Below are 24,953 nucleotides of genomic sequence, written 5' to 3'. Positions count from 1 at the left end.
ATTTAAAATCTATATAATATGGTCTATATTTTACGGAAAATTAAAAATGGATTTAAAGCCTGGACTTTTATCCAAAATATTGGTCTTGTTTTCTTTGTTAAAGCGTCAAAAAAGAAAGATGCCAAAGACTGTGAAATAACCGTCGCTACTGCAGTACCTTCTATCCCGTATTTCGGTATAAATAAGAAGTTAAGCAACACGTTGGTCACACCTCCAGTCAAAGTCCGATAAAAACTATATTTTTGTAAATTCTCGACCATATACCAGCTACTACCGGAAACACCTAGAGCAACAAAAACACCGGCCCAAATATGGATAGCTAGAACATTTGCCGACCCTGCATAAGAACTTCCATACAGCACGCCAATAATCATGTCTTTCAACAATGTGATGGCGATCGCGACACTTAATGCCAGCCAAAGCATGAAGATAAAGTATTTTTGAAGACGCGCGTAATAGACCGTGTCGCCCAGCTTTTTACTCGCCACAATTGTCGGAAAAACCGAACTGGCAATAGCCATGGGCACGAAGTACCACATTTCACTGATTCGAACCGCCGCGGCAAATAAGCCCACTTCATGATCGCCCAGCATCTGTCCGATCATGACCTGATCGATGCGCATGTAGATCATGATGGCAAAGCTTGAAAGAATCAGTGGCCAGCTGTGCGACAACAGTTCTCGCGCCACATGCCAGTCAAATCGCCATTCGCGGATGTTGTGGTGATTGGTTTTATAAGCCAGCACCAGGAAGCATGAGGTCAGCACTACTTCAGCAAAGGCCGCCCAGCCGAAAGCAATCAAGGGCGCGGACACGACCAGCATCACGATCTTGGCCAAAGTCAGTAGCAAGAAGGCACTCATCGTCGCGTAGACGGTGAACTTGGACTGCACCTTCGCCTGAAAGTAAAAGTCAATCACATTCACAGACTGAAAGATGAACCCCGCAGCCGTCAACGCCACAAGCCACAAGGTCAGGGTTTCGCCGGTCCGCACCAGCGAGATCGCCAGCACGGCGAGCGCAAGACTGCCGGCCCCACCCACGAGCTTCAGTACAAACGCACTTCCCATCAGTTCGTTTTGTCTCGCAGGATTCTTGACCAGTTCACGGACAACTATGTTGTCCAGACCCAAGGTCGCCACTGCACCAAACAGGCCGGCGAATGCGCCGGCATAACTGAGCAGCCCGAGTTGCAGCGGCCCCAGATAACGCACGATCCAGATGCCGACCAGAAGCCCGACACCCATGCGCAATATCTTGTCGGCAAACAGCCAACTGCTGTTGCCCAGCATGGCTTGCAAGCCGTGGCGACCGTCGAGCTTGCTGCGGATGGTCAAGGGCAAGTACTTGGACCAACTAGCATTCATAAGCTTGCCATATGGTGGTGGTTGTAAGAGCCGCCCTGACTGCATGGCACATGCGAGCGAAATGAAGATCGCAACATTCGGCGCGAATACAGCTAAGCCGCTTTTGCACTGAAATCCTGATAGGTCATCTCAATGCCGCGCTTCAGATCGATGCTTGATTTCCAGCCCATCGCGCCGAGCCGCGATACGTCGAGCAGTTTGCGCGGAGTGCCGTCTGGCTTGGAGGCGTCGAAGGCCAGCTCGCCTTCGAATCCGACGACCGCCTTGATGGTTTCCGCCAGTTCGCGGATGGTCACATCGGTACCGGTCCCCACGTTGTAGAGGCCATCGTTCACGTCTTCATGCTCCATGAGGAACACGCTGGCATCGGCCATGTCGTCCACATGCAGGAACTCACGCATGGGTTTTCCGGAGCCCCATACTTCAAGCTGCGTTTCGCCACGCAACTTAGCTTCATGCGCCTTACGGATTAGTGCAGGCAGCACATGGGAGTTATTCAGGTCGTAGTTGTCATTGGGGCCGTAGAGGTTTGTCGGCATGGCGCTGACGTAGCGCCGGCCGTACTGCCGGTTGTACGACTCGCACATCTTCACACCCGCGATCTTGGCAATCGCATAGGGTTCGTTAGTCGACTCCAACGGGCCGGTCAACAAATACTCTTCCTTGATCGGCTGCGGGCAGTCGCGCGGATAAATGCAGCTTGAGCCCAGCGACAGCATGCGCTCCACGCCGGCCTCATGCGCGGCATCTATCACGTTGGCTTCAATCATCAGGTTCTGATAGATGAAATCGGCGCGGTAGATGTTGTTAGCGTGGATGCCGCCAACCTTGGCCGCGGCAAGGAAGATGTAGTCCGGTTTCTCGGCCTGCATGAAACCCCGCACGGCAGCTTGGTCCAGCAGGTCAAGTTCCTTGTGGGTGCGGGTCACGATGTTGGTATAGCCCTTGGACTCGAGCTTACGAACGATCGCAGACCCCACCATGCCGCGATGCCCGGCAACGTAGATTTTGGTGTTATTCATGGTTTGCACTCATTAAATAATGAAGATGGGTTGTTTATTGATAGCAATGTTTCGATTCTTGGACTTGCTGCCAGTCATGGATGAAAAGATCGGTACGGACCTTTTGACTATCCTTATTCAAGTGAAGGGCCGTGTCAAAAAAGTATTGATGCGGCATCAGCAAGTCTTCACGCCGATCCATAACACAACCTACTGTAGAAAGATCTGACACAAACTCGGCTTCCGCATGTTTCAACTCAGCGGGATTCGATTTGAGAGTTCGGTAAGGCGTGCGTGCCAGACCATGTTGAACCTGTATGGCAAGCAGCACGTCACCCGCGCCATACCTGTGACGGATGTCTAACTCTCGCACAAGCTGCATTAAAACTTGAAAATCTTTGGGCATCCTCCGGTCTCGTGGAGCCCATTTTCTGCATCGAATATCGAGAAGCGCCGAGCACCGGCGCTTCTAGCAGATCAAGGTCGATTACTCGTGGTGATCGTAGGTGCTAAAGCCTGCCAACTTGACAAGCGCATCACGCTTTGCGGCACTGTAGTCGGACTGCACCATTTCACTGACCAATTCTTTCAAAGATGTCTGAGGCGTCCAATCCAGCTTTTCGCGGGCCTTGGTGGCATCACCAAGCAGAGTTTCCACTTCGGTGGGGCGGTAGTAGCGTGGATCAACCTTGACGATGACATCGCCTTCCTTGCACTTGGCTTTATCGCCTTCAACCTTGGCAACGATTCCAACTTCATTTTCACCTTCGCCTTCGAAACGCATGGTGATACCCAATTCTGCGGCCGCGAATTCAACGAACTGGCGAACGCTGTACTGCACACCGGTCGCAATCACAAAGTCCTCAGGTTTGTCTTGCTGCAGCATCAACCACTGCATTTCCACGTAGTCACGCGCATGGCCCCAGTCGCGCAACGCACTCATATTGCCCAGATACAAGCTGTCCTGCAGCCCGAGTGCAATACGAGAGATGGCTCGGGTGATCTTGCGGGTTACGAAGGTTTCGCCTCGCACCGGGCTCTCGTGGTTGAACAAGATGCCGTTACAGGCATACATGCCGTAGGCTTCGCGGTAATTCACCGTGATCCAGTAAGCATAGAGTTTGGCTACTGCATAGGGACTGCGGGGATAGAAAGGGGTAGTTTCTTTTTGAGGTATCTCTTGCACCAGACCATAAAGTTCACTGGTTGAAGCTTGGTAAAAACGCGTCTTCTTTTCCAGGCCCAAAATACGCATAGCTTCGAGAATACGCAGAGCGCCAATGCCGTCTGCATTTGCGGTGTACTCGGGCTCTTCGAATGACACTGCAACATGGCTTTGCGCAGCCAGGTTGTAGATCTCGTCGGGCTGCACTTTCTGGATGATGCGCACCAAACTAGTGGAGTCAGTCAAGTCACCATGGTGCAGCACAAATTTGCGCCCTTGGTCATGCGGGTCTTGGTACAGATGGTCAATACGATCAGTATTGAACAGCGAACTACGGCGCTTGATGCCGTGAACTTCATAGCCTTTTTTTAATAGGAATTCCGCAAGGTAAGCACCATCCTGGCCCGTTACACCAGTAATCAAAGCAATTTTTTTAGTATTCAATTAAAACTCCTCGTTGCAAATAAAACTATGGGCGCCAACCATGCGGTATGCAGCGCCTGCAAAACAGATCCGGGAATGTTTTATGTCTAGCTGGCAACCAACAACATCAACTCAAACATCGTTGATGACAGAGCCCACAATGGTGGCTCCTGACTGTTGCAAACTGCGCATAAGTTGTGCCACCTCCGGCACCAAAGTGCGGTTTTCACGGGCCAGGAGCAAGGCTGCGCCGGCACGTACCGCAATAGTCTGAGCATCGGCAAACTCCGCGCCAGCGGGCGTATCAATGATCACAATGTCAAAGCTGGCACTCAATGAGTGCAACAGCTCAGAAAATATGGGCCTCCCCAACAATTCCTGCGGATTGGGTGGCATAGGCCCCGCGGGCAACACAGACAGTGCTAGCAATGATGGGATCTTGACTACTGCTTCCGTTTTGGCACGCCCGGCCAGCATGCTGGAAAGGCCTACGTCGTTACCCAGCCTAAATAGCTCATGCTGTCGTGGCTTGCGGAGGTCTGCATCAATCAGCAGCGTACGCTCTCCGAGCTGAGAAAAAACGATCGCTAGATTCGCTGCAAGAAAGCTGCGCCCATCTCCAGATCCCGGGCTGACGATAGCCAGGGCCTTACGCTGGGCTTCCGCATCAAACCAGCGCAGCATCAGCTGGCTGCGCAAGGCCCGAAGCTGCTCAACCACTTTGCTGAACGGCGTATACGCAGCCACCAATTCTGTAGCAAGACTGGCGTCGCGGGCGGGAAGGTAAGAATAGTCAAACTGGTGCGACAAGGCAAAGCGTATGTCGTCTTCCGTTAAAAATCCAAGCTGGATGGCGGCCTCGCCGAAGCGCTTTCCCTGCTGTTTTTGCAAACGCAGGATGCGCTCAGCATTTTCAGGTGTAAGCCGACCAGCATCTACAAGGATTGCGCCAATTGAGCGACTGGTGCCCGAGGCTCCAGCGCTGGCATATAGAGGTGCGTCCATTGCTTTCATAATTCTTTTTTAAACAGCACTCAGACCGCCCGAGCTGAAATAGGCGCTTTACGCCGAAAGAAAAAATCCAGTAGATCACGCCACCTGGTAGGTGTCGCCACCGATGTAATAGATGCAAGAACTGGCAGATTGGTAACCGCAGCCAAATCTTCAGCAGAACGTACACGACGATTAATAACCTCCTGCAGCAAAGCAATACCTAAGCCCAGCATGCTTCCCATGACAACCGAGGCTGCGACGTTAATAAATATGTTAGGTTTAGACGGAGCAGTGGGTTCAGCTGCTGGCGTCAAAATGGCAACGTTTGTCTGCACTGTTTGACTCTCCATCCGGGTTTGCACGGATTTTGCACTGACCGTATCAAAGGCGCGCTGGGCTGATTCGACTTCTCGCCTTAATACGGTAATTTGGTCCCGCTCCTGACTTAGGTCGATCACACGTTTTTTCTGGGACTCGATTGCCTCCATCAGCTCCTTTTCCCTTTGTTTACCTATTTGGTAAGAGGTATTGATGCTGCTTGATATTTGTCGCGTTTCCGCAGCCAGCTTTTCTTTCAAGGATGCCAACTCAGATTCAGTACGCTGGGTCTGCGGGTGGTTTTTACCCAGGTTGACGTTACTTTCCTGCAATTTTGCTTCCAGCGTATTGATTTCCGATTTGAGGTTCATAATCACTTGGCTCTGCATGACATCAGAAAGCGTGTCTGAACTCCTAGTCGATAGACGCTTGCTTGAGCTATCGGAAGTTTGCGCCTGCACATTAGTCAATGCTTGAGAAAGCTCACTCAACTTTGATTTTTCATAATCAACACGCTGTTCATCCATAGCCAGAACATTATTCTTTTCCTGGTATTCGGTCAGGGCAGACTGTGCTTTCTCTAACTGATCACGTAGTGTTTTGGCTTGACCTTCAAACCAGCTGGCGTATTGGCGTGCTGGTTCAGTTTTTAAATCAAGATTGACATCAATATATGCACGGGCATAAGCATTTGCTACCGCTGCAACATAGACTGGATCAGTGCCTGAGAAGCCAATACTGATGACATTGCTTTCCTTGGATGGCTTTACATCTAACTTGCGCTGCAAACGACCTGCAATCCATAAACTCAGCTGGCCTTTACCTTTAGTAGCCTTCATCCAATCAGCTTTAATGTCAGGATCCTCATCCAAACGCAATAGCTTAACTACACGCTGTGTCACCCGATCACTATTAATAATGTCAAGCTGTGTGGCCATATAGCTAGGTTGGGTCAAGCCCGGTAGAACAAGACCTGCCACAGGGTCCGGGGACTTAACATCAATCACGACGGAGGTACTTGCCATGTATTGCTTTGGCAACCACATACTAACCAAAAAGGTCGTTAGTACGATCAACACTAACGTGAGCAGCGCTATCTTGTAGCGAGCGCGCAGAATAAGAATAAAAAGCTGAGGCGTCATGATCTATGACCGTTTTAAAAAAGGCTTTCACGAACGTATATCACGTCGTTTGGCATGACTGTATCGGTCATCTGCGGAAAAATCTCTTCCGTAGCACCCGCTGCATTTTTTCGATGCAAGCGAATTCTCTTTTCTGTACCGCGCATAGTGGGACCACCGCCGGTAGCAAGCGCCTGCATTATCGTCATGCCACGCTCAATACGGTAAACACCTGAACGCTGCGCTTCGCCGTAGATATAAAAAACTGGAGCCCGCGGAACATATATACCATCCCCCCCCATCAGCAAAATGTTATTTTCCGACTGATCATTTAAGTACAGTAAAGGTATATCTATCTCTTTACGAAATGGCTTACCTTCACGCATGCCAGTAACGATAACAACATCGTCTCCACCAGAAGCATTTGTGCCGCCCGGTATTGCACCTCCCGCTGCCGCAAGGACATCAGTAACACGCATATTGAATGTTTCAAGCGGAAAACGCCCAGGGCGAACGACTTGACCCAATACCGTCACTTGGCTACCGCGCAACTGCAGCAGGATGATGTTGACCTGGGGTTTACGCACGAAGCCACCTTGCATCAGCGCATCCGCAATTTTTCGTTCAGCAGCACCGACTGGCAGCCCCCCTAATTGAACCGCACCAATTAATGGGAAACTAATGTTTCCGCCCTCAGACACACGCGCTTCAATCGTAAGATCCGGATTCTGAAAAACTTGGACACGAATCGTGTCGCCGGCGCCCAGGGTGTACTCCTGCTTTGGTTGTGCCAAGGCATTTATAGCGAAAAAAGCAACAAACACCAAAAATATTCGAACCAAGCGATGAATCATAATATTTTATTTGATTTTTCCAAGCAACATAAATTAACAAATAATTGAACAATAATATTGATTTGAAAAATATTAGTTTTTCAAAAAAACTTATTTAATTAAATTCCATCAAAAAATCACATTCTCTCGCATTTTACCGAACACAGGATAGTGATTTTTTATTCAATGTCAATTAAATTTACCCAATCAATGTTCAGCTTAATAATAGAACTTTTGCACATTTTTCCGTGGCGCACAATATTTGCACTAGGCTAATTGTATGAAAGTAATACAAGCCCTTTAACCGCCAACCAAAGACTAACTGTTACGCTGTTCGAGCACAAATCACAGTTAACCATGCCCGATAAATAATGGCATCAAATTAGCAGGACCCTCAAGTAAAGCTGCAAAAACTACAGGTAGCTCGACTTGCGTCAGCACTTAAGCTCGACCAATGCTGAAATACTCGATGCCCAATGCCCGTACCAGAGCCGGGGCATACAGATTGCGCCCATCAAAAACAACAGGCTGGCGCAGACGGCTTTTAATCGCATCGAAATCAGGACTACGAAACTCTTTCCACTCCGTAACGATAACCAGTGCGTCAGCCCCATCTAAAGCACTTTTTGGACGTCCCGCAAAGGTCAGCCGTGGCTCGTCACCAAAAATGCGCTCCGCCTCCGGCATTGCTACTGGGTCATAGGCAGTAACGGTTGCGCCCCGCCGCAAGAGTTCTGCCACAATGACACGGCTTGGTGCATCACGCATATCGTCCGTATTAGGCTTAAACGCCAGGCCCCAAAGCGCGAATCGGCGACTTGAAAGATCCTCACCAAAGCGCTGTGTGATCTTCTGCACCAGCACGTGCTTTTGTGCATCATTGGCCTCTTCCACAGCACTGAGTACCCGCAATATTTTGCCGTTCTGGCCGGCGGTCTGAATCAACGCTTTGACATCTTTAGGGAAACAAGAACCGCCATATCCACAACCGGAGTAAAGAAAATGGCTTCCGATCCGAGGATCACCGCCTATGCCCATACGCACCAACTCGATGTCAGCTCCAAGTGCCTCTGACAAATTAGCCAACTCGTTCATAAAACTAATGCGCGTCGCCAACATGGCATTGGCGGCGTACTTTGTAAGTTCGGCAGAACGAACATCCATTAATACCAGCTTTTCATGGTTACGCTGGAAAGGGCCGTAAAGCTGCCTCATCAGCCCAATGGCACTTTCTTCGTCAGCACCAACTACGATGCGGTCAGGCCGCATGAAATCCTCAATCGCAGCTCCCTCCTTCAGAAACTCTGGGTTGGATACCACGCTGAAATCAAACTTGCCATCTCGTTGCGCCAGTTCAGCATGCACTGCGGCCCGCACCTTGTCGGCAGTACCAACCGGCACGGTTGATTTATCAACAATAACGCGATAACCATCCATGTGTTTACCAATATTGCGCGCTGCAGCCAATACATATTGCAAATCGGCAGAACCATCTTCATCAGGTGGCGTTCCCACTGCAATAAACTGAATTACACCGAACTGTGCAGCACGTTGCACGTCGGTGGTAAACGAAAGCCGCCCAGCCTCAACATTGCGCCGCACTACCTCTTGCAACCCAGGTTCATGTATCGGAATGCCCCCGTCTTCCAAAATTCGGATCTTGACTGGATCCACATCCAAGCACAACACATCGTTACCTACGTCTGCCAGGCAAGCACCCGACACCAACCCCACATAACCGGTGCCGATGACCGTAATTTTCATGAAAACGACCCTTGTTTGAACTCTGGCAAATAAACTGTATATAGGCCAAGCAAAACAACCGCTCAGCCAACAAAAACGAACAATGATAACCGTTAAAAATTAAAAATTGCGACAGCAGAAAATCTCGCCTCGCCAAAGACAACCAAGCCCCTGGACATAAATTAGCGAAATTCACTTCAGCCATTCATAAAAAATCTACGATAAACACTCTCCCCAAAACCACAGGAAAACTCAATCAAACCTTATCCAAAAACAAGCAAATCTTTACAACCAATATCATTAGCCATCTTCCCGGCAATCATGCAGAAAGCATAGCCAACCATCGACACTTACTCAATATTAAACTACTGGAAATATCACTCTAAGAGGTTTCTGTGCAGAACACTTTTCAACTCACTATGAGGTCAATATAAATTGGGCTTATCTCACCTTACCCGTGGGAAATGGATGAGGCACAAACCAGTAAGGAACTTAAGGATATTAGAACTAAACTGCACAATCACCCCACAAAACCATGCAAGGCTAAAAAATAAAGCCCCAAAAAAGTTGCAGTCCTAGAACCTTGTTCGATTAGAGAATGAGAGCAACAGCACGCCATACCGCGCATTACCCTCGGATGCGGCGAATAGCAATGACTCCAATCAGCACTAGCCCGGCCACAAGCATTCGACCATCATTGGCCGACGGTTGCTCGGGAGTAGAGGCTTCCGATATGGCATCTTGGCCCACCCCACCGACAGCAGCCCCGTCCTTCACACGACTACGTGAATTCGGAACAAAACCCACTTTGACCATACCGGCTGGCTGCAAAGACTGAACCAATGCATCCATACTCGCGGTGTCTTTTGCCACACCCAAAGTAGTTACCTGTGCTGCAGTCACAGGAACACCAGGATCCCTAGCAGATGCAGCAGATACCGTCTGCACATTTGCAATACCTAACGTCAGCGCTGCCAGAATGTAGATCAGTTTTTTCATACGACAACCATTCGTTTGTTGACACAGAAGCAAGATTGCAACATCCATGCCGAATACATGGAAAACCCTTAGGGGGCTTTTAAAGTTTCAGCAAAAACAACATGCTGCAGCGCAACATAGTATCCTGACTCCCACCGAAAATGTGTGTAATATTGTTACGACGTAAAAAATACTGACAATTTACCCACACATTGCAATCCGTTATAGCCCTATATCTTGGTACATTGGTGCACATTTTTTGCTTCAGAGGTTTTCATTTCTCCGCTTTCCATGATAAACGCTCTTGACAAACACAAAAATTTCCTAAGACCAAGCTTCACCCTGACCAGCACCATCGAGGCCTTCCTGGACCCTTTGGTTACTTTGGTTACATTGATGGCTTGCTTGGCTTGGTACTCGCACCCGTTTTCGGCGCAGTACATCATCCTGGGCGTTATAGCGTTTTCCCTAGCATTTCCTGGCAATATAGGCTTCCACGAATCACCTCGGCGTATGTTGCACAAGCTACTAACCAGTTGGCTCGTGTTCTTGCTAATCCTGGGTGGATTTGGTGTTGCCACGGGATACATGAAGAGCTTTACCCGCCCGGTGCTGATTGCGTGGGCCTTACTGACCCCCCTCGTTCAAATAAGCTGCCATTTCTTTCTGCGCTGGACTTTGCCTAACGCCATGGCCAAAGGTGGACAGCGCCAGGTTGTCATCACTGGCGTAAACGAGGTCGGTTTGCGGCTGCTGCGAGAATTCAAATCCAACCCCTATCTCAATACCCGTGTGCTGGGTTTTTTTGATGACCGCAGCCCTGATCGCATGGGCGAGTTGGACAATGTCCCGCTGCTAGGCCGCATGGCCGACCTGGCGGACTATATGAATAAGAATAGGGTAGAAGCTCTATATCTAGCTCTGCCAATGGCCTCGCAACCTCGTATCCTTGCGCTACTAGATGACCTGAAAGACACAACGGCATCAATCTACTTCGCACCAGATATCTTCATGACCGACTTGATACAAGGTCGTTTGACCAATGTGGGGCACATGCCGGTCATGGCAGTATGCGAAACACCGTTCAATGGCATGGCAGGTATCGTAAAGCGTATATCGGATATCGTGCTATCGGCTTTAATACTGCTGCTCGCGTCGCCTGTCTTTTTACTGCTGGGTCTGGCTGTCAAATTCACGTCGCCAGGCCCGATTATTTTCAAGCAACGTCGATACGGGCTGGATGGGAAGGAAATTCTGGTTTACAAATTCCGCTCCATGACGACAGAAGACAATGGTTCCGTGGTCAAGCAAGCGACAAAGAACGATAGCCGCATCACCCCGCTGGGGGCGATCTTGCGGAAAACGTCGCTCGACGAACTACCCCAATTCTTCAATGTGCTGCAGGGCCGGATGAGCATCGTGGGTCCTCGCCCCCATGCGGTAGCCCACAACGAAACCTACCGCAAATTGGTCAAGGGCTATATGGTGCGGCACAAGGTCAAACCCGGCATTACGGGCTGGGCACAGGTTAGCGGCTACCGGGGCGAGACCGAAACCATCGACAAGATGGAAAAACGCATCGAATACGACCTGGAGTACCTGCGCAACTGGTCTCTGGGATTTGACTTGTGGATCATCGTCAAAACCGTGCTGGTGGTTCTGAACGATAAAAAAGCGTATTGACGGCTGCTATATTTTAGATAGCTGGCACCGCAGAATAAATTTGCGCCAGCGGCACTTTTCTTATAGTTTTTCTATAGCCTGATCGTGCACCGTATCTAGCTGATCCAACGCCACTTGCGCGGGTGCAATCTCCGCCAAAGGGTGCAATACAAAAGCACGCTGCCACATGCGCGGGTGCGGCACGGTCAACGCCGGGCTCTCGATTCGGGCTGCGCCAAACAACAGAATATCCAGGTCCAGCGTGCGTGGTGCGTTCTGGTACGGGCGCAGGCGCCCTGCCGATTGCTCTATTTTCTGTAGCTGCACCAGCAGATCAGGCGCGCACAAACCCGTTATTACTTCAACAACCGCATTGACATAATCTGGACCAGCCGAGTCCACGGGGGCGGTGCGGTACAGCGAGGAACGTTGCGCCACCTGGGTCTGCGGCAGCGCGTGGATGGCATCCATGGCCGCCAATAGCGTGCCCGCGGCATCCCCCAGGTTGGCGCCGAGAGCGATGTAGGCGGTAACTGGTGCGCGTAGCTGCTCAGGCATCGGAGCCGGCCGCGGGTGCGGCACCGCCCGCACCGGGCTTGCGACGGCGGCGGCGCTTCTTAGGGGCAGCTGCTACGTCAGACTCAGAAGCCGCGTCCACGGCGGCTGGCTGGTCTGCAGGCACACGTGGCTGTGAGACCACACGGGGTACACGCACGACCTTCTGGCGGCGGCCCTGCTCTTCGCGGGCCTGGGCCAGCAGGTCTTCGCGCTGGTCATCGCTGCCGGTAGTGAACTCCTGCCACCAATCGGCGATAGATTGATCCACCTCGCCGGCATCGGCGCGCAAGCGCATGAAGTCGAAGGCAGCCCGAAAGCGCGGCTGGTCGATCATGCCGTAGGGGCCGCTGCCCACGCGCTTTTCAAAGCGCGGCTGCATCAGCCAGGTCTCGCGCATGTCACCAGCCAGCTTGCCGCGACCGGATACGTCACCAATGCGGGCGTTGAACACGTCTTCAATAGCATCCTGCAGCGCCACGAAGGGCGGCTGGCGGCCCGTCCGGGCAGCCCAGCCCTCACGCACATCGGCCCACAGCACACACGCCAACAGGAAGCAGGGTGCGACGGGCTTGCCCTCGCCTACGCGGCGGTCCGTGTCTTGTAGCGCGGCCAGCACAAAGGGCTGGTCGGCGCGCTCCACCACCACGTCCAGCAAGGGATAGATACCGGTGGCCATACCGAGCTTGCGTAGCTGCGCGATGGTGGCCACGGCGTGGCCAGTTTGCAGCAGCTTGAGCATTTCATCGAACAAGCGGCTTTGCGGCACATCAGCCAGCAACTTCTGCGAATGCACCAGCGGCGCGGCGGTTTTAGGCTCGATAGTGAAACCCAGGGCCCCCAACTTGGCAGAGAAGCGTACGGCGCGAATGATGCGCACCGGGTCTTCGCGGTAGCGGGTGGCCGGGTCGCCAATCATGCGGATGACGCGGTTCTTGGTGTCCTTGATGCCGCCGTGGTAGTCCACCACGATCTGGCTCTTGGGGTCGTAGTACATGGCGTTGATGGTGAAGTCGCGGCGGGCCGCGTCTTCATCTTGCGGGCCCCAGACGTTGTCGCGAAGCACTCGGCCACTGGAATCGACCGCGTGCTTCATGTTCGCCAGCTCGCTCTTGCTGGTGCGCTCGTTGCCGGCCACCTGCTCGGCGGCGGCGTTGTCCATATAGGCGCGGAAGGTAGAAACCTCGATGACCTCGTTTTCACGACCCCGCCCATACACCACGTGGACGATGCGAAAGCGACGGCCAATGATGAAGGCGCGGCGGAACAGGCCCTTGACCTGCTCGGGCGTGGCATTGGTGGCCACGTCAAAGTCCTTGGGGCGCAGGCCCACCAGCAGGTCGCGCACGGCGCCGCCGACGATATAGGCCTCGAAGCCAGCCGCCTGAAGCGTGCTGACCACATTGATGGCGCGCTCGTCCACCAAAGAGGGGTTGATGCCGTGCTCGGTGACTGGGATTTCAGCGCGTTTGCCGAATTTCGGCTGTTTCGCAGCGGGCTTTTTGCCCAGCAGTTTGTCGATAAATGTCTTGATCATGGGGAATTAGGAAAACAGCTCCAGTATGCGCCAGCCGCGCTCCTGGGCAATTGCGCGTAAACGCGCGTCGGGGTTGGTGGCGACGGGATGCTGGACTTTTTCCAGCAGTGGCAGGTCGTTGATGGAGTCGGAATAAAAGGTGGCGTCCACATCCTGCCAGCCCAGGCCCCGTTGGGCCAGCCATTGTTCCACGCGGGTGATCTTGCCCTCGCGAAAGGACGGCACGCCCTGGATGTTGCCGGTGATCCAACCGCTCGCGTCCTGCTCCAGATCGACCGCAATCAACTCCTCGACGCCCAGCGCCTGGGCGATAGGCCGGGTGACGAAGGCGTTGGTGGCGGTGACGATGACCAGCTGTGCACCCGCCTCGCGGTGCTGCTGAAGCAAGTCCAGCGCCTGCGGCGTAATGGAAGGCTGCACGACTGTGCGCATGAAGTCTGCGTGGGCAGCTATGGATTTAGTAGCACCCTGGCGCCGAGCTGCCGCGGTGGCAAAGAGCACGTACTCGTGGATATCCAGCGTGCCGGCCTTATAGTGGGCGTAGAAGTCGTCGTTGCGCTGCTTGAACACTACAGGGTCGGTCCAACCGATATCGGTGGTGTAGCTGCCCCAGGCGTAATCGGAATCCATAGGGATCAGCGTGTGGTCGAGGTCGAACAGCGCCAGTTTCACAGGTTGCTCTTTCAAATTGTCTCCAGCATGGATTTGACCAAAGGAATAGTGATGGCGCGCTGGGTCTGCAGCGCGTAACGGTCCAGGTGCTCCAGCAACTGCATCAAGCTGCCCAGGTCGCGGCTGAAGCGGCGCAACATGAAGTCCACCACCTCGTCGCTGAGCACCAGGCCGCGGGCCTGTGCCTCGCGGCGCAGCACGGCGCGGCGCTCGTCTTCACTCAGCACTTGCAGCGCGAACACGTGGCCGCCGCCCAAGCGGGTACGCAGGTCTTCCCGCAGCGCCAGGTCGGCCGGTGGCACATCACCCGCACCCAGCACCCAGCAGTTGCAGGTCTGCGCATTCACAAACCACTTGAAGGCCATATGCTGCTGAGCGGGGTTGTACAGATGCACGTCGTCCAGCAGCACAGCCGCCCAGCTATCGTCAAACTCGGGCGGTTCGTAGACGCTGGGGTCCAGCCAGCCCACCTGGGCGGCCTGCATGCGGTAGGCCTCGCGCACCGCGCGCAGCAAATAGGTTTTGCCGGTGGCGGGCTCGCCCCACAGATAGGTTTGCAAAGGACGGCCGGCGTCCACCACGGCCTGCTGCACATGCTGCAGCGCAGCCTGGTTCTGACCGGCAAAGAAATTGCCCAGCGTAGGACTGGTAGCCAAGCCGATGTCCAATACCAGTTGCTGCATGCTCATCCCCGGTAGAACGGGCTGGCCAGGTAGCGCACGCGCAAACGACGTATGCCCACCAACATCACCGCACTGACAGGCAAAGCCACCAGCACGCCGACAAAACCGAACACCTCGCCAAACGCCAGCAAGGCAAAAATCACCGCCAGCGGATGCAGACCTATCCGCTCACCGACCAGACGAGGGGTCAGGAACAGGCTTTCCAGCACCTGGCCGGAGCCAAATACGACAGCCACCATGACCACCGCCTTGATGGAGGCAAACTGCAATATCCCTGCCAGGCTGGCTAGCACCAGGCCCACACCAAACCCCAGGTAAGGTACGAACATGGCCAGGCCGGTGAAGATGCCGATGGGCACGCCCAGGTCCAGACCGAACAGGCTCAGGCCTACCGCGTAGAAAACCGCCATGATCAGCATCACCAGCAACTGACCACGCAGATACTGGCCCAGCACCTGGTCGGCCTCTTCCACAAAACGGTCAAAGCCCGCGCGCAGGCGGGTAGGCACGAACTGCACCACCAGGGCCACAAAACGGTCCCAATCCATCAGCAGGTAAAACAAGGCTGCGGGAATCAGCAGCAGATTCCCCACGACCGACAGCGCCACGCTGCCGCCTAGCTTGAGCGAAGACAGCAGGGAGCCCAGCGCCTCCTCCACATTGGCATTCAGGTACTTGAAGGCAAAGGCCTTGATGCTGGCCGGGTCCAGCGATATCTTCAGTCCCAGCTGGGCTAACAAGGGCTGCAGCCAGCGCACCAGGCCGTCCAGCAGGCCCGGCAGCTGCTCGCGCATCAGAGGCGCCTCTTTGAGCACAATCGGCACGATCAGCAGCGCCAGCATCAAAAAGGCCAGCACGAAACCCAGCTCAACGACGGTCACCGCCAACCAACGCGGGACTCGCCCCCGGCACAGGCTGTCCAACGAATCCACCAGCGGCGTGAGCACATAGGCCAACACCGCCGCCACCGCGAACGGCGTCAACACCGGCCCCAGCAACCACAGGGCCAGCACCATGCCCAGCGCAATGGAAATCCAGGTGAAACCGCGCATTTGGGTGGGGGTAAATTGCATCAGGAGGTGGGTTGGGGTCGAAAAGGAGGGCGGCGCAGGAAGCCGGCTGTGCGGACATGCACACGCAAGCCCTTAAAATCTGCCCAAATTCTATAGGGCTACACGGCTAAATCCCGTCGGCCCGCTTATCTGGGCAGTAATGCCCGCATCTTTCGCCCTCTTCTACACGCTCCGACCATGACCACTTCCCACACTTCTCCCCTCTCGTACAAGGACGCAGGGGTCGATATCGACGCCGGCGACGCCCTGGTCGAGCGCATCAAGCCTCTGGCCAAAAAGACCATGCGCGAAGGCGTGCTGGCAGGGATTGGCGGCTTTGGCGCGTTGTTTGAAGTACCCAAGCGCTACAAAGAGCCGGTGCTGGTCAGCGGCACCGACGGCGTGGGCACCAAGCTGCGCCTGGCGTTCGAGTGGAATATGCACGACACCGTGGGCATCGACCTGGTGGCCATGAGCGTCAACGACGTGCTGGTGCAAGGCGCCGAGCCGCTTTTCTTCCTGGACTACTTTGCGTGCGGCAAGCTGGATGTGGATACCGCTGCAGCCGTGGTCGGCGGCATCGCCAAGGGTTGCGAGCTGTCTGGCTGCGCGCTGATTGGCGGCGAAACCGCTGAAATGCCCGGCATGTACCCGGCGGGCGAATACGATCTGGCCGGCTTCGCTGTCGGCGCCGTCGAAAAGTCGAAGATCCTGACCGGCAAGGAAGTCGCCCCCGGCGACGTGGTACTGGGCCTGGCCAGCAGCGGCGTGCATTCCAATGGCTTCAGCCTGGTGCGCAAGTGCATCGAGCGCGCCGGCGACACCGCACCCGCCACGCTGGACGGCAAGCCCTTCAAGCAAGCCCTGATGGAACCCACCCGCCTGTATGTGAAAAACGTGCTGGCCGCGCTGGCTGCGCACCCGATCAAGGCCCTAGCCCACATCACCGGTGGCGGCCTGCTGGAAAATATCCCCCGCGTACTACCCGAAGGCACGGCCGCCCACCTGGTGAAGGGCAGCTGGCCCCAAACCGAGCTGTTCGCCTGGCTGCAAAAGACAGCCGGCATTGACGACTTTGAGATGAACCGCACCTTCAACAACGGCATCGGCATGGTAGTGGTGGTGGACGCGGCAAACGCCGCAGCCACCGCAGCCACCCTGCGCGGCCTGGGTGAAGCGGTGTTTGAAATCGGCAAAATTGCACCACGCGGCGACAGCGCCCCCGTTGTAGTTGCCTGACACTCGGAATACGGGCCTATTTTTAATTTATAAGGAATAGGCCTCTAGCGCAGACATTACCTGCGCTAGCAGCTATTTAAAAGATAGCACCCACTTCCAACCGAGACCCGCCATGTCAGCTTTGACCGAAGACCAAGCCCGCAGCTATATGCATAAGCTGCTGACTGCCATGCACCAGGCGGGTGGCTCGGACCTGTTTATCGCCTGCGACTTCGCCCCGAGCATGAAGGCCCACGGCCAGATGAAGGCCTTGTCGGCCCAAAAGCTGGCCGGCGACGTCACCCGCATGCTGGCCCATGCCATGATGAACGAGCGCCAGCGCGAAGAGTTCGCCAAGGAAATGGAGTGCAACTTCGCCATGGCTCTGACCGGTGTGGCGCGCTTCCGCGTCAACGTCTTCGTGCAGCAGCAAAACGTCAGCATGGTGATACGCACCATTGCGGCCGAAATCCCCAGCTTTGCCAGCCTGGTCCTGCCCGAGGTGCTGAAGGAAGTCATCATGCACAAGCGCGGGCTGGTGCTGGTGGTGGGTGGCACGGGCTCGGGCAAATCCACCTCGCTGGCCGCCATGATCGACCACCGCAATGCCAGCACCGGCGGCCACATCATCACCGTGGAAGACCCGGTGGAGTACGTGCACACATCCAAGATGTCGCTGGTCAGCCACCGCGAGGTGGGCGTGGACACGCATTCTTGGCACCACGCACTGAAGAACACGCTACGCCAGGCCCCTGACGTCATCCTGATCGGCGAAATCCGCGACCCGCAGACCATGGAGCACGCGATTGCATTTGCCGAAACTGGCCACCTATGCCTAGCCACGCTGCACGCCAACAATGCCAATCAGGCGCTGGACCGCATCATCAACTTCTTCCCCGAAGAACGGCGCAACCAACTGCTGATGGATTTGTCGGCGAATATGCGCGCCATCGTGTCGCAACGCCTGGTGCGCATGGAGGACGGCAAGGGCCGCCGCGCTGCGGTAGAGGTACTGTTGAACACGCCCATCGTGGCCGACCGTATTTTCAAGGGCGCGTTTGGCGACCTGAAAAGCATCATGGACAAGTCGCGCGAGCTGGGCATGCGCACCTTCGACTGGGCCCTGTTCGAGCTGTACAACGCAGGCGATATCTCCTACGAAGAAGCCATCCGCAATGCCGACTCAGCCAACGAACTAAGGCTGAACCTGAAGCTGAAGAGCGCGCGCGGCGAACCCGCTACCGCCGCAGGCATGGAGCTGACCTTCGACAAACCACTGACCGAAGAAGAAATCGAAGCGCTGCGCGCGGAAGAGCTGGAGAAGCAGCGGCAAAAACGCCGCCAAATGGAAGACGAGCAAATGGCCCGCCTGCGCCAGGCTAAGCTGGATCAGCAGTCCCAATAGCCATAGCCAGCACCTTGTCTATGCGCTTGCCGTCCAGGTCCACAACTTCGAACAGCCAGCCCGCGCACTCGATACGCTCCGCCGTCGCCAGCATCCGGCCCGACACCGACATCAGCAAGCCTGCCACGGTGTTGTAGCGGCCCCGCGCCTCGTCGGGCAGCTCCTTGATGTCCAGGCGCACCTTCAGCTCCGTTACCGGCATCAGGCCGTCCAGCAGCCAGGAGCCATCTTCGCGCTGCGTGGCCCAGGCATCGGCCTGCGCACCGGGCTGCAGCTCACCGGTGATCGCCTCCAACAAGTCGCGCGGAGTCATCAAGCCCTGCACCACACCGTATTCATCCACCACGAACACCATGCGGCCCGACTTGGCGCGGAACTGCTCCAGCAGTTCCATGCCACTCAGGGTTTCGGGTAGGAAAGCTGCAGGCAGTACATGCGGCTCCACCGGGCCGGCCTGGTCGGCGCCCAGCTCCAGCAGACGGGCCACGCTGATCACACCCACCACATCGTCCAACGAACCACGGCACACCGGGTACCAGGAGTGCGCCCCCTTGTCGCCACCACTGCTAGCCATCTGCAGGCATTGCGCCACGCTGTGGGTGGCTTCCAGCCACTCCACATCGGTACGCGGCACCATCAGGGATGTCAACGGCCGCTCGTCCAGGCGAAACACGTTCTGCACCATCAGATGCTCATGCTCTTCGATCACGCCGGCGTCCACGCCCTCTTCCAGGCTGGCAACGATTTCCTCTTCGGTCACGGACCGGCCCGCTGCGTTGTCGATGCGCAGCAGCTTCAACACGGCCTGGGTGCTGAAGGACAGCAAACGCACAAACGGCTTGGCAGCCGTAGCCACCCACGCCATAGGCCGCGACACATAGCGCGCCACCAGTTCAGGATGTAGCTGGCCAATGCGCTTTGGCACCAACTCACCAAACACGATGGTCACAAAGGTAATCACCGTCACCACAATCACCGTGGCAGACACATCCGCCGCCCGTGCCGCCACACCCCAGTGCTGGATCCAGGCCGACACGCCATCGCTGAACGCGGCCTCACCCAAAATACCGTTGACCATGCCGATCGATGTGATGCCGACCTGTACCGAAGACAGGAATTGCGTGGGGTTGTCCAACAAATCCAGCGCAGCCTGCGCTCCCTTGTCCCCCGCCTCGGCCATCGCCGCCAGACGTGCCTTGCGGCTGGACGCCAAGGCCAATTCAGACATAGAAAAAACGCCGTTGAGCAAGGTCAACAGCACGATCAACAATAAATCCATGGATCAGATGTGAGAATGAGGAGATGGCACTTTACTTGATTGGCGACATCCAGGGCTGCGATGCCCCGTTGCAACGCTTGCTGGACAGGCTGGATTTCTCCCCCAGCCGCGATACCCTTTACTTGCTGGGCGATCTGGTGAACCGAGGCCCCGCCTCGGCCCAGGTGCTGCGGCGCTTGATGGGCTACGGCGATGCCGCACGTTGCCTGCTGGGGAACCATGATCTGCATTTGCTGGCCGCAGCATACGGTATGCGCCCTGCCCATCGCCAGGATACCCTGCAGGGCATTCTTGAAGCGCCAGACAGACCCGCGTTGCTCGACTGGGTACGCCATCAGCGCCTCGCGATGCTGGAGCGCTTGCAAGGACAAGAAATCCTGATGGTGCACGCCGGCGTGCTACCTGGATGGAGCGCAGATCAAACCCTGGCTTTGGCCGCCGAAGTGGAAGCCGTTTTACGAGGCCCGGAGTTGGTGACATTTTTAGGTCAGATGTATGGCAACACGCCGGCCCAGTGGAACGACGACCTGCAAGGTATGGATCGATTGCGCGTCATCGTGAATGCGCTCACACGGCTGCGTTTTTGCTCGGCCGACGGCCAGATGGAATTTGAAAGCAAAGAAGGTGCAGGCGGAGCGCCAGCTGGCTACATGCCCTGGTTTGACGTGCCAGGACGGCGCACAGCAAACACCACGGTTGCTTTTGGCCACTGGTCCACGTTGGGCTGGCTGGACCGCAGCGACGTGTTGTCGCTGGATACGGGCTGCGTTTGGGGAGGATGCCTAAGTGCGCTGAAGCTAGGCAACTCTACGGCGGACAACCAGCTGATCCAAATACGCTGCGAGCAAACGCAGCGCCCCGGCAACTAAGAAAGCAGACTCAGGCCGACATAGAGTTGTCTATCGCCTTGAACAAGGCGGCGACTTTACGCTTGGGCTTGATATTGGCCGATATCCCCCGCACGGTCGCATGTTTGGCCGCAGCTTCCCAGGACGGAGCAGCATCGCTAGCAGCGGTTTGCTCATAAGGGCGGTCAAAAAATGGATCTCGTGGTGCTCCCGCTTGGCGGGGTGCGCGCGGCGCCGGACGCGGCGTATCCATCACATCCCGCGGATCATCACCACCCCAGGCACGGCGACCATCGTTGATGCGACCCTGCACGCGGATTTTGGGAATGTCTTCTTCAAACTCGATAGCTTCGAGTTCAATCTTGGTCTTGACCAGCTTTTCGATGTCGGCCACCAAACGGGCATCGCTGCCAGACACAAAGCTCACAGCCAGGCCCGATGCACCTGCACGACCAGTACGGCCAATGCGGTGCACATAGTCTTCGGCATTGAAAGGCACATCAAAGTTGAACACGGCAGGCACATCCTTGATGTCAAGACCCCGCGCAGCCACATCGGTACAGACCAGCAAATCGACTTCGCCCTTCTTGAAGGAGTCCAGGGCTTTCAGGCGTTCGTCCTGACTCTTGTCGCCATGCAAGGCTGCAGTCTTCAAGCCTTCCTTTTCCAGCGAACGGGCCAGGCGCGCGCAGCCCAGCTTGCTGTTCACAAAGACAAAGGCCTGCTTCATACCGCGGGTTTTTAACACCTGGTGCAAGGCACGGCGCTTATCGTCTGCGTTGATGCTGTAGAAATGCTGCTCCACGGTCGACGCCGTGGCATTGGAGCGGGCCACTTCAATAGTGACCGGGTCCTGCAGATAACTGCTGGCCAGACGCTTAATTTCAGAAGAAAACGTTGCCGAAAACAGCAAGGTCGTGCGCTGCTTAGGCAGATAGCTCAAGATACGCTGTAGATCCGGCAGGAAGCCGATATCCAGCATACGGTCGGCTTCGTCCAGCACCACGTATTCCACCTGGTTCAGAACCGCATTCTTGGCCTCGATATGGTCAAGCAAACGGCCTGGGGTCGCGACCAGAATTTCTACGCCTTTTTTCAATTCCAGTGTTTGCGGCTTCATGTCCATGCCACCAAATACAACCGCACTACGCAGATTCGTATATTTGGCGTAAGACTTCACGGCCTGGGCAACCTGGTCGGCGAGCTCGCGCGTAGGCAGCAAGACCAAGGCCCGCACAGGATGGCGTGCAGGCGAAGTAGACGGGTTCTCATGCTTCAGCATGCGCTGCAGCAAGGGCAACGAAAACGCCGCCGTTTTACCGGTTCCGGTTTGGGCTGCTCCCATTACATCGCGCCCCTGCAAAACCACAGGAATGGCTTGCGCCTGAATCGGCGTCATCGACGTATAGCCCATGTCGGCCACAGCACGTGACAAGGGTTCTGCAAGCTGCAGTTGCGAGAAAGAATCCAGGGGGGTATCGCTCATCAAATCCAGAGGTAAGTAGCTATTCAAACAATAGCAAATTGCACCCACGCGACGTGGGCAAACCTCGATTATCCCTGAAAACGCAAAAACCGCTTTTTAAGCGTGCATTGGCACACGCTTTGAAAGTGCAAAACTGGCGGAAACCTGGGCCTCCGCCAGCCTTGAACGGTCTAGTGTTTGACCGGCACCACAGGTGTTACGGCAGCTTCCAGCGCAGGAGCCACGGCCACAGGTTCTTCATCCGGCAAAGCCTGGGGCATGCGCTCCAATGCTAGCTCCAGAACCTGGTCAATCCATTTGACGGGAACGATCTCCAGCCCATTCTTTACGTTAGCCGGAATATCTTGCAAGTCTTTGGCGTTTTCCTCGGGAATTAACACCGTCTTGATGCCACCACGCAGCGCAGCCAACAGCTTTTCCTTCAGGCCTCCGATAGCAGTAACCTCGCCACGCAAGGTAATTTCACCGGTCATGGCAACGTCGCCACGGACCGGGATGCCCGTCAATGCAGACACAAAAGCCGTCGTCATTGCAGCTCCCGCACTAGGGCCATCCTTGGGCGTTGCGCCATCAGGCACATGGATATGGATGTCCTTCTTCTCGAACACCTCATCCTTGATACCCAGGCGCTTCGACCGGCTACGCACCACCGTACGAGCGGCCTCCACCGACTCTTTCATCACATCGCCCAGCGAACCGGTACGGGTGATTACGCCCTTGCCCGGCATGATAGCGGCTTCAATGGTCAGCAAATCGCCACCTACCTCGGTCCACGCCAAGCCGACGACCTGACCGATCTGGTTCTTTTCTTCAGCACGGCCATAGGTGTACTTTTGCACACCCAGGTACTCATTCAGGTTGTCCGCCGTCACCTTGACCTGCGCAGTCATTTGCTTGAGCAGAAGCCCCTTGACGACCTTGCGGCAAATCTTGGAGAGTTCGCGTTCCAATGAACGCACGCCTGCTTCACGGGTGTAATAACGCACGATGTCACGAACGGCATCTGGCGTGAGCAATAGCTCCTCTTCCTTCAAACCATTGTTCTTCAACTGCTTGGGCAACAGGTACTTGACGGCAATATTCGTCTTCTCGTCTTCCGTGTATCCGGCAAGACGGATGACTTCCATACGATCCAGCAAGGCCGAAGGAATATTCATGGAATTCGACGTTGCGACAAACATTACATCGCTCAAATCGAAATCCACCTCTACATAGTGGTCGCCGAAGGTATGGTTTTGCTCCGGATCCAGCACTTCGAGCAAGGCGCTGGACGGATCACCCCTGAAGTCCGTCCCCAGCTTGTCGATTTCGTCCAGTAAAAACAGCGGGTTGCGCGTACCAATCTTGTTCAGGCTTTGCAAAACCTTACCAGGCAGTGCACCGATATAGGTGCGCCGATGACCGCGAATCTCCGCTTCATCACGCATGCCGCCCAAGGCCATTCGCACATACTTTCGCCCTGTCGCCTTGGCGATCGATTGCCCCAAAGATGTCTTGCCCACACCCGGAGGGCCAACCAAGCACAAGATCGGAGCCTTGACTTTGTCCACGCGCTGTTGCACTGCTAAATATTCCAGGATGCGGTCCTTGACCTTGTCCAACCCGAAGTGGTCTTCGTTCAATACCTCTTCAGCATTACGCAAATCGTGCTTGATCTTGGTCTTCTTGCTCCAAGGTAAAGCGGTCAGTACATCAATGTAGTTACGCACCACCGTCGCTTCAGCCGACATGGGAGACATCAGCTTGAGCTTTTTCAGCTCGCTCTCAGCCTTCTTCAATGCCTCCTTGGGCATTTTCGCCAGCTTGATCTTCTTTTCGATCTCGTCGATGTCTGCGCCCTCTTCCCCTTCGCCTAGCTCCTTTTGAATGGCCTTGACCTGCTCATTCAAATAGAAGTCGCGTTGGTTCTTCTCCATCTGACGCTTGACGCGGCCACGGATCTTCTTGTCAACGTTCAGAATATCCACTTCACGCTCAAGCTGACCATACAGGTTTTCCAAGCGTTCGCGCACGTCGGACAAATCCAACACAACCTGCTTGCTATCCAACTTGAGCGGCAAATGCGCAGCAATGGTGTCCGCCAGACGGCCTGGATCATCAATGCTGGAAATGGACGTCAGAATTTCGGGCGGAATCTTCTTATTGAGCTTGACGTACTGGTCGAACTGCTGCATCACAGCACGGCGCAATGCCTCGATCTCCGTCGTTTTGTGTGCAACCGCCGACGCAACCACCGGCGTGATGCTGGCCACAAAATGTGACTCGCCATCTTCAATACGATTTACCGTCGCACGCTGCTGACCTTCCACCAGCACTTTCACCGTGCCATCAGGAAGCTTCAGCATCTGCAAGATTGTGGAAATGCAACCCACATCAAACATGTCAGCTACAGAAGGCTCATCTTTCGCTGCAGCCTTCTGCGCCACCAGCATGATGCGGCGTTCGGCCTCCATCGCAGCTTCCAGCGCCTTGATACTTTTGGGACGCCCAACAAAGAGAGGGATCACCATATGAGGGAAGACCACCACGTCGCGCAAAGGCAGCAAGGGCAAGTCGATCGGCTCGGCAGGTAGGGAAATGTGTCCGGACATGAAGATCCTTTATGTAACCTGTT

The 24,953-nt window shown here is 55.2% G+C and carries 20 protein-coding genes and 1 pseudogene; 4 read left to right on the top strand and 17 right to left on the bottom strand.

What is annotated here, in order from left to right:
* Nucleotides 1–23 precede the first annotated feature (23 nt).
* The 9 genes from AC07R0_RS22325 to AC07R0_RS22285 all read right to left on the bottom strand — a co-directional run bounded on the left by AC07R0_RS22325 (nt 24) and on the right by AC07R0_RS22285 (nt 9,963).
* Complete coding sequence (locus AC07R0_RS22325) at nt 24–1,337, bottom strand: flippase (protein ID WP_495106513.1); 1,314 nt, start codon at nt 1,335–1,337, stop codon at nt 24–26.
* Nucleotides 1,338–1,459: 122 nt separating this feature from the next.
* Entirely contained in the window at nt 1,460–2,389 is a 930-nt protein-coding gene (gene fcl, locus AC07R0_RS22320) for a GDP-L-fucose synthase (protein WP_495106512.1), read from the bottom strand.
* 34 nt (nt 2,390–2,423) lie between these two features.
* Entirely contained in the window at nt 2,424–2,774 is a 351-nt protein-coding gene (locus tag AC07R0_RS22315; RefSeq protein WP_495106511.1) for a hypothetical protein, read from the bottom strand.
* Between the two features lie 81 nt (nt 2,775–2,855).
* Nucleotides 2,856–3,977, bottom strand: a complete 1,122-nt coding sequence (gene gmd, locus AC07R0_RS22310) for a GDP-mannose 4,6-dehydratase (protein WP_495106510.1) — start codon at nt 3,975–3,977, stop codon at nt 2,856–2,858.
* 111 nt (nt 3,978–4,088) lie between these two features.
* On the bottom strand, nt 4,089–4,970 hold the full coding sequence (gene epsG / locus AC07R0_RS22305; protein ID WP_495106509.1) for a chain length determinant protein tyrosine kinase EpsG: 882 nt from the start codon (nt 4,968–4,970) through the stop codon (nt 4,089–4,091).
* Between the two features lie 20 nt (nt 4,971–4,990).
* On the bottom strand, nt 4,991–6,409 hold the full coding sequence (epsF, locus tag AC07R0_RS22300; protein ID WP_495106508.1) for a chain length determinant protein EpsF: 1,419 nt from the start codon (nt 6,407–6,409) through the stop codon (nt 4,991–4,993).
* A gap of 14 nt (nt 6,410–6,423) precedes the next feature.
* Complete coding sequence (epsE, locus tag AC07R0_RS22295) at nt 6,424–7,242, bottom strand: polysaccharide export protein EpsE (RefSeq protein WP_495106507.1); 819 nt, start codon at nt 7,240–7,242, stop codon at nt 6,424–6,426.
* Nucleotides 7,243–7,662: 420 nt separating this feature from the next.
* Nucleotides 7,663–8,985 carry a UDP-glucose dehydrogenase family protein gene (locus AC07R0_RS22290; RefSeq protein WP_495106506.1) on the bottom strand — a complete coding sequence of 441 codons (1,323 nt, stop codon included), beginning with the start codon at nt 8,983–8,985 and terminating at the stop codon, nt 7,663–7,665.
* A 606-nt stretch (nt 8,986–9,591) separates the two neighbouring features.
* Nucleotides 9,592–9,963 (bottom strand): hypothetical protein, encoded by a 372-nt coding sequence (locus AC07R0_RS22285; protein WP_495106505.1) that lies wholly within the window; start codon nt 9,961–9,963, stop codon nt 9,592–9,594.
* A 270-nt stretch (nt 9,964–10,233) separates the two neighbouring features.
* Between AC07R0_RS22285 and AC07R0_RS22280 the strand changes: the two genes are divergently transcribed.
* The gene (locus AC07R0_RS22280; RefSeq protein ID WP_495106504.1) at nt 10,234–11,625 is read left to right on the top strand and encodes an undecaprenyl-phosphate glucose phosphotransferase; all 1,392 of its coding nucleotides are present in this window, start codon (nt 10,234–10,236) and stop codon (nt 11,623–11,625) included.
* 60 nt (nt 11,626–11,685) lie between these two features.
* On the opposite strand, the gene folK is transcribed toward AC07R0_RS22280, so the two are convergent.
* The 5 genes from folK to AC07R0_RS22255 are packed head-to-tail and all read right to left on the bottom strand — an operon-like array spanning nt 11,686 to nt 16,124.
* Nucleotides 11,686–12,162 carry a 2-amino-4-hydroxy-6-hydroxymethyldihydropteridine diphosphokinase gene (gene folK, locus AC07R0_RS22275; protein WP_495106503.1) on the bottom strand — a complete coding sequence of 159 codons (477 nt, stop codon included), beginning with the start codon at nt 12,160–12,162 and terminating at the stop codon, nt 11,686–11,688.
* Nucleotides 12,155–13,696 carry a polynucleotide adenylyltransferase PcnB gene (gene pcnB / locus AC07R0_RS22270; RefSeq protein ID WP_495106502.1) on the bottom strand — a complete coding sequence of 514 codons (1,542 nt, stop codon included), beginning with the start codon at nt 13,694–13,696 and terminating at the stop codon, nt 12,155–12,157. Before pcnB ends, folK begins: the two co-directional genes overlap by 8 nt.
* 6 nt (nt 13,697–13,702) lie before the next feature.
* Nucleotides 13,703–14,368, bottom strand: coding sequence for a histidinol-phosphatase (locus AC07R0_RS22265; RefSeq protein WP_495099620.1), 666 nt, complete (start codon nt 14,366–14,368; stop codon nt 13,703–13,705).
* Nucleotides 14,369–14,379: 11 nt separating this feature from the next.
* Nucleotides 14,380–15,051 carry a DnaA regulatory inactivator Hda gene (gene hda / locus AC07R0_RS22260; protein WP_495106501.1) on the bottom strand — a complete coding sequence of 224 codons (672 nt, stop codon included), beginning with the start codon at nt 15,049–15,051 and terminating at the stop codon, nt 14,380–14,382.
* A 2-nt stretch (nt 15,052–15,053) separates the two neighbouring features.
* On the bottom strand, nt 15,054–16,124 hold the full coding sequence (locus AC07R0_RS22255; protein ID WP_495106500.1) for an AI-2E family transporter: 1,071 nt from the start codon (nt 16,122–16,124) through the stop codon (nt 15,054–15,056).
* Nucleotides 16,125–16,301: 177 nt separating this feature from the next.
* Here AC07R0_RS22255 and purM point away from each other — a divergent pair, with 177 nt between their 5' ends.
* Nucleotides 16,302–17,342 (top strand): phosphoribosylformylglycinamidine cyclo-ligase, encoded by a 1,041-nt coding sequence (purM, locus tag AC07R0_RS22250; protein ID WP_495106499.1) that lies wholly within the window; start codon nt 16,302–16,304, stop codon nt 17,340–17,342.
* 121 nt (nt 17,343–17,463) lie between these two features.
* Nucleotides 17,464–18,579 (top strand): annotated as a pseudogene (locus AC07R0_RS22245) (PilT/PilU family type 4a pilus ATPase); the annotation flags it as partial.
* A gap of 121 nt (nt 18,580–18,700) precedes the next feature.
* Here AC07R0_RS22245 and AC07R0_RS22240 read toward each other — a convergent pair.
* Complete coding sequence (locus AC07R0_RS22240) at nt 18,701–20,005, bottom strand: hemolysin family protein (RefSeq protein ID WP_495106498.1); 1,305 nt, start codon at nt 20,003–20,005, stop codon at nt 18,701–18,703.
* Between the two features lie 23 nt (nt 20,006–20,028).
* Between AC07R0_RS22240 and AC07R0_RS22235 the strand changes: the two genes are divergently transcribed.
* A complete protein-coding gene (locus AC07R0_RS22235) occupies nt 20,029–20,874 on the top strand; it encodes a symmetrical bis(5'-nucleosyl)-tetraphosphatase (protein ID WP_495106497.1) in 846 nt (281 codons plus the stop codon).
* Between the two features lie 10 nt (nt 20,875–20,884).
* On the opposite strand, the gene AC07R0_RS22230 is transcribed toward AC07R0_RS22235, so the two are convergent.
* Together AC07R0_RS22230 and lon are read right to left on the bottom strand one after the other, a co-directional pair.
* Nucleotides 20,885–22,339, bottom strand: coding sequence for a DEAD/DEAH box helicase (locus tag AC07R0_RS22230; RefSeq protein WP_495106496.1), 1,455 nt, complete (start codon nt 22,337–22,339; stop codon nt 20,885–20,887).
* A gap of 170 nt (nt 22,340–22,509) precedes the next feature.
* Nucleotides 22,510–24,930, bottom strand: coding sequence for an endopeptidase La (gene lon / locus AC07R0_RS22225; protein ID WP_495077344.1), 2,421 nt, complete (start codon nt 24,928–24,930; stop codon nt 22,510–22,512).
* Nucleotides 24,931–24,953: the final 23 nt, after the last annotated feature.

The organism is Rhodoferax sp. GW821-FHT07F03, from assembly GCF_059418745.1.
This window is presented reverse-complemented; position numbering and strand designations above follow the sequence as displayed.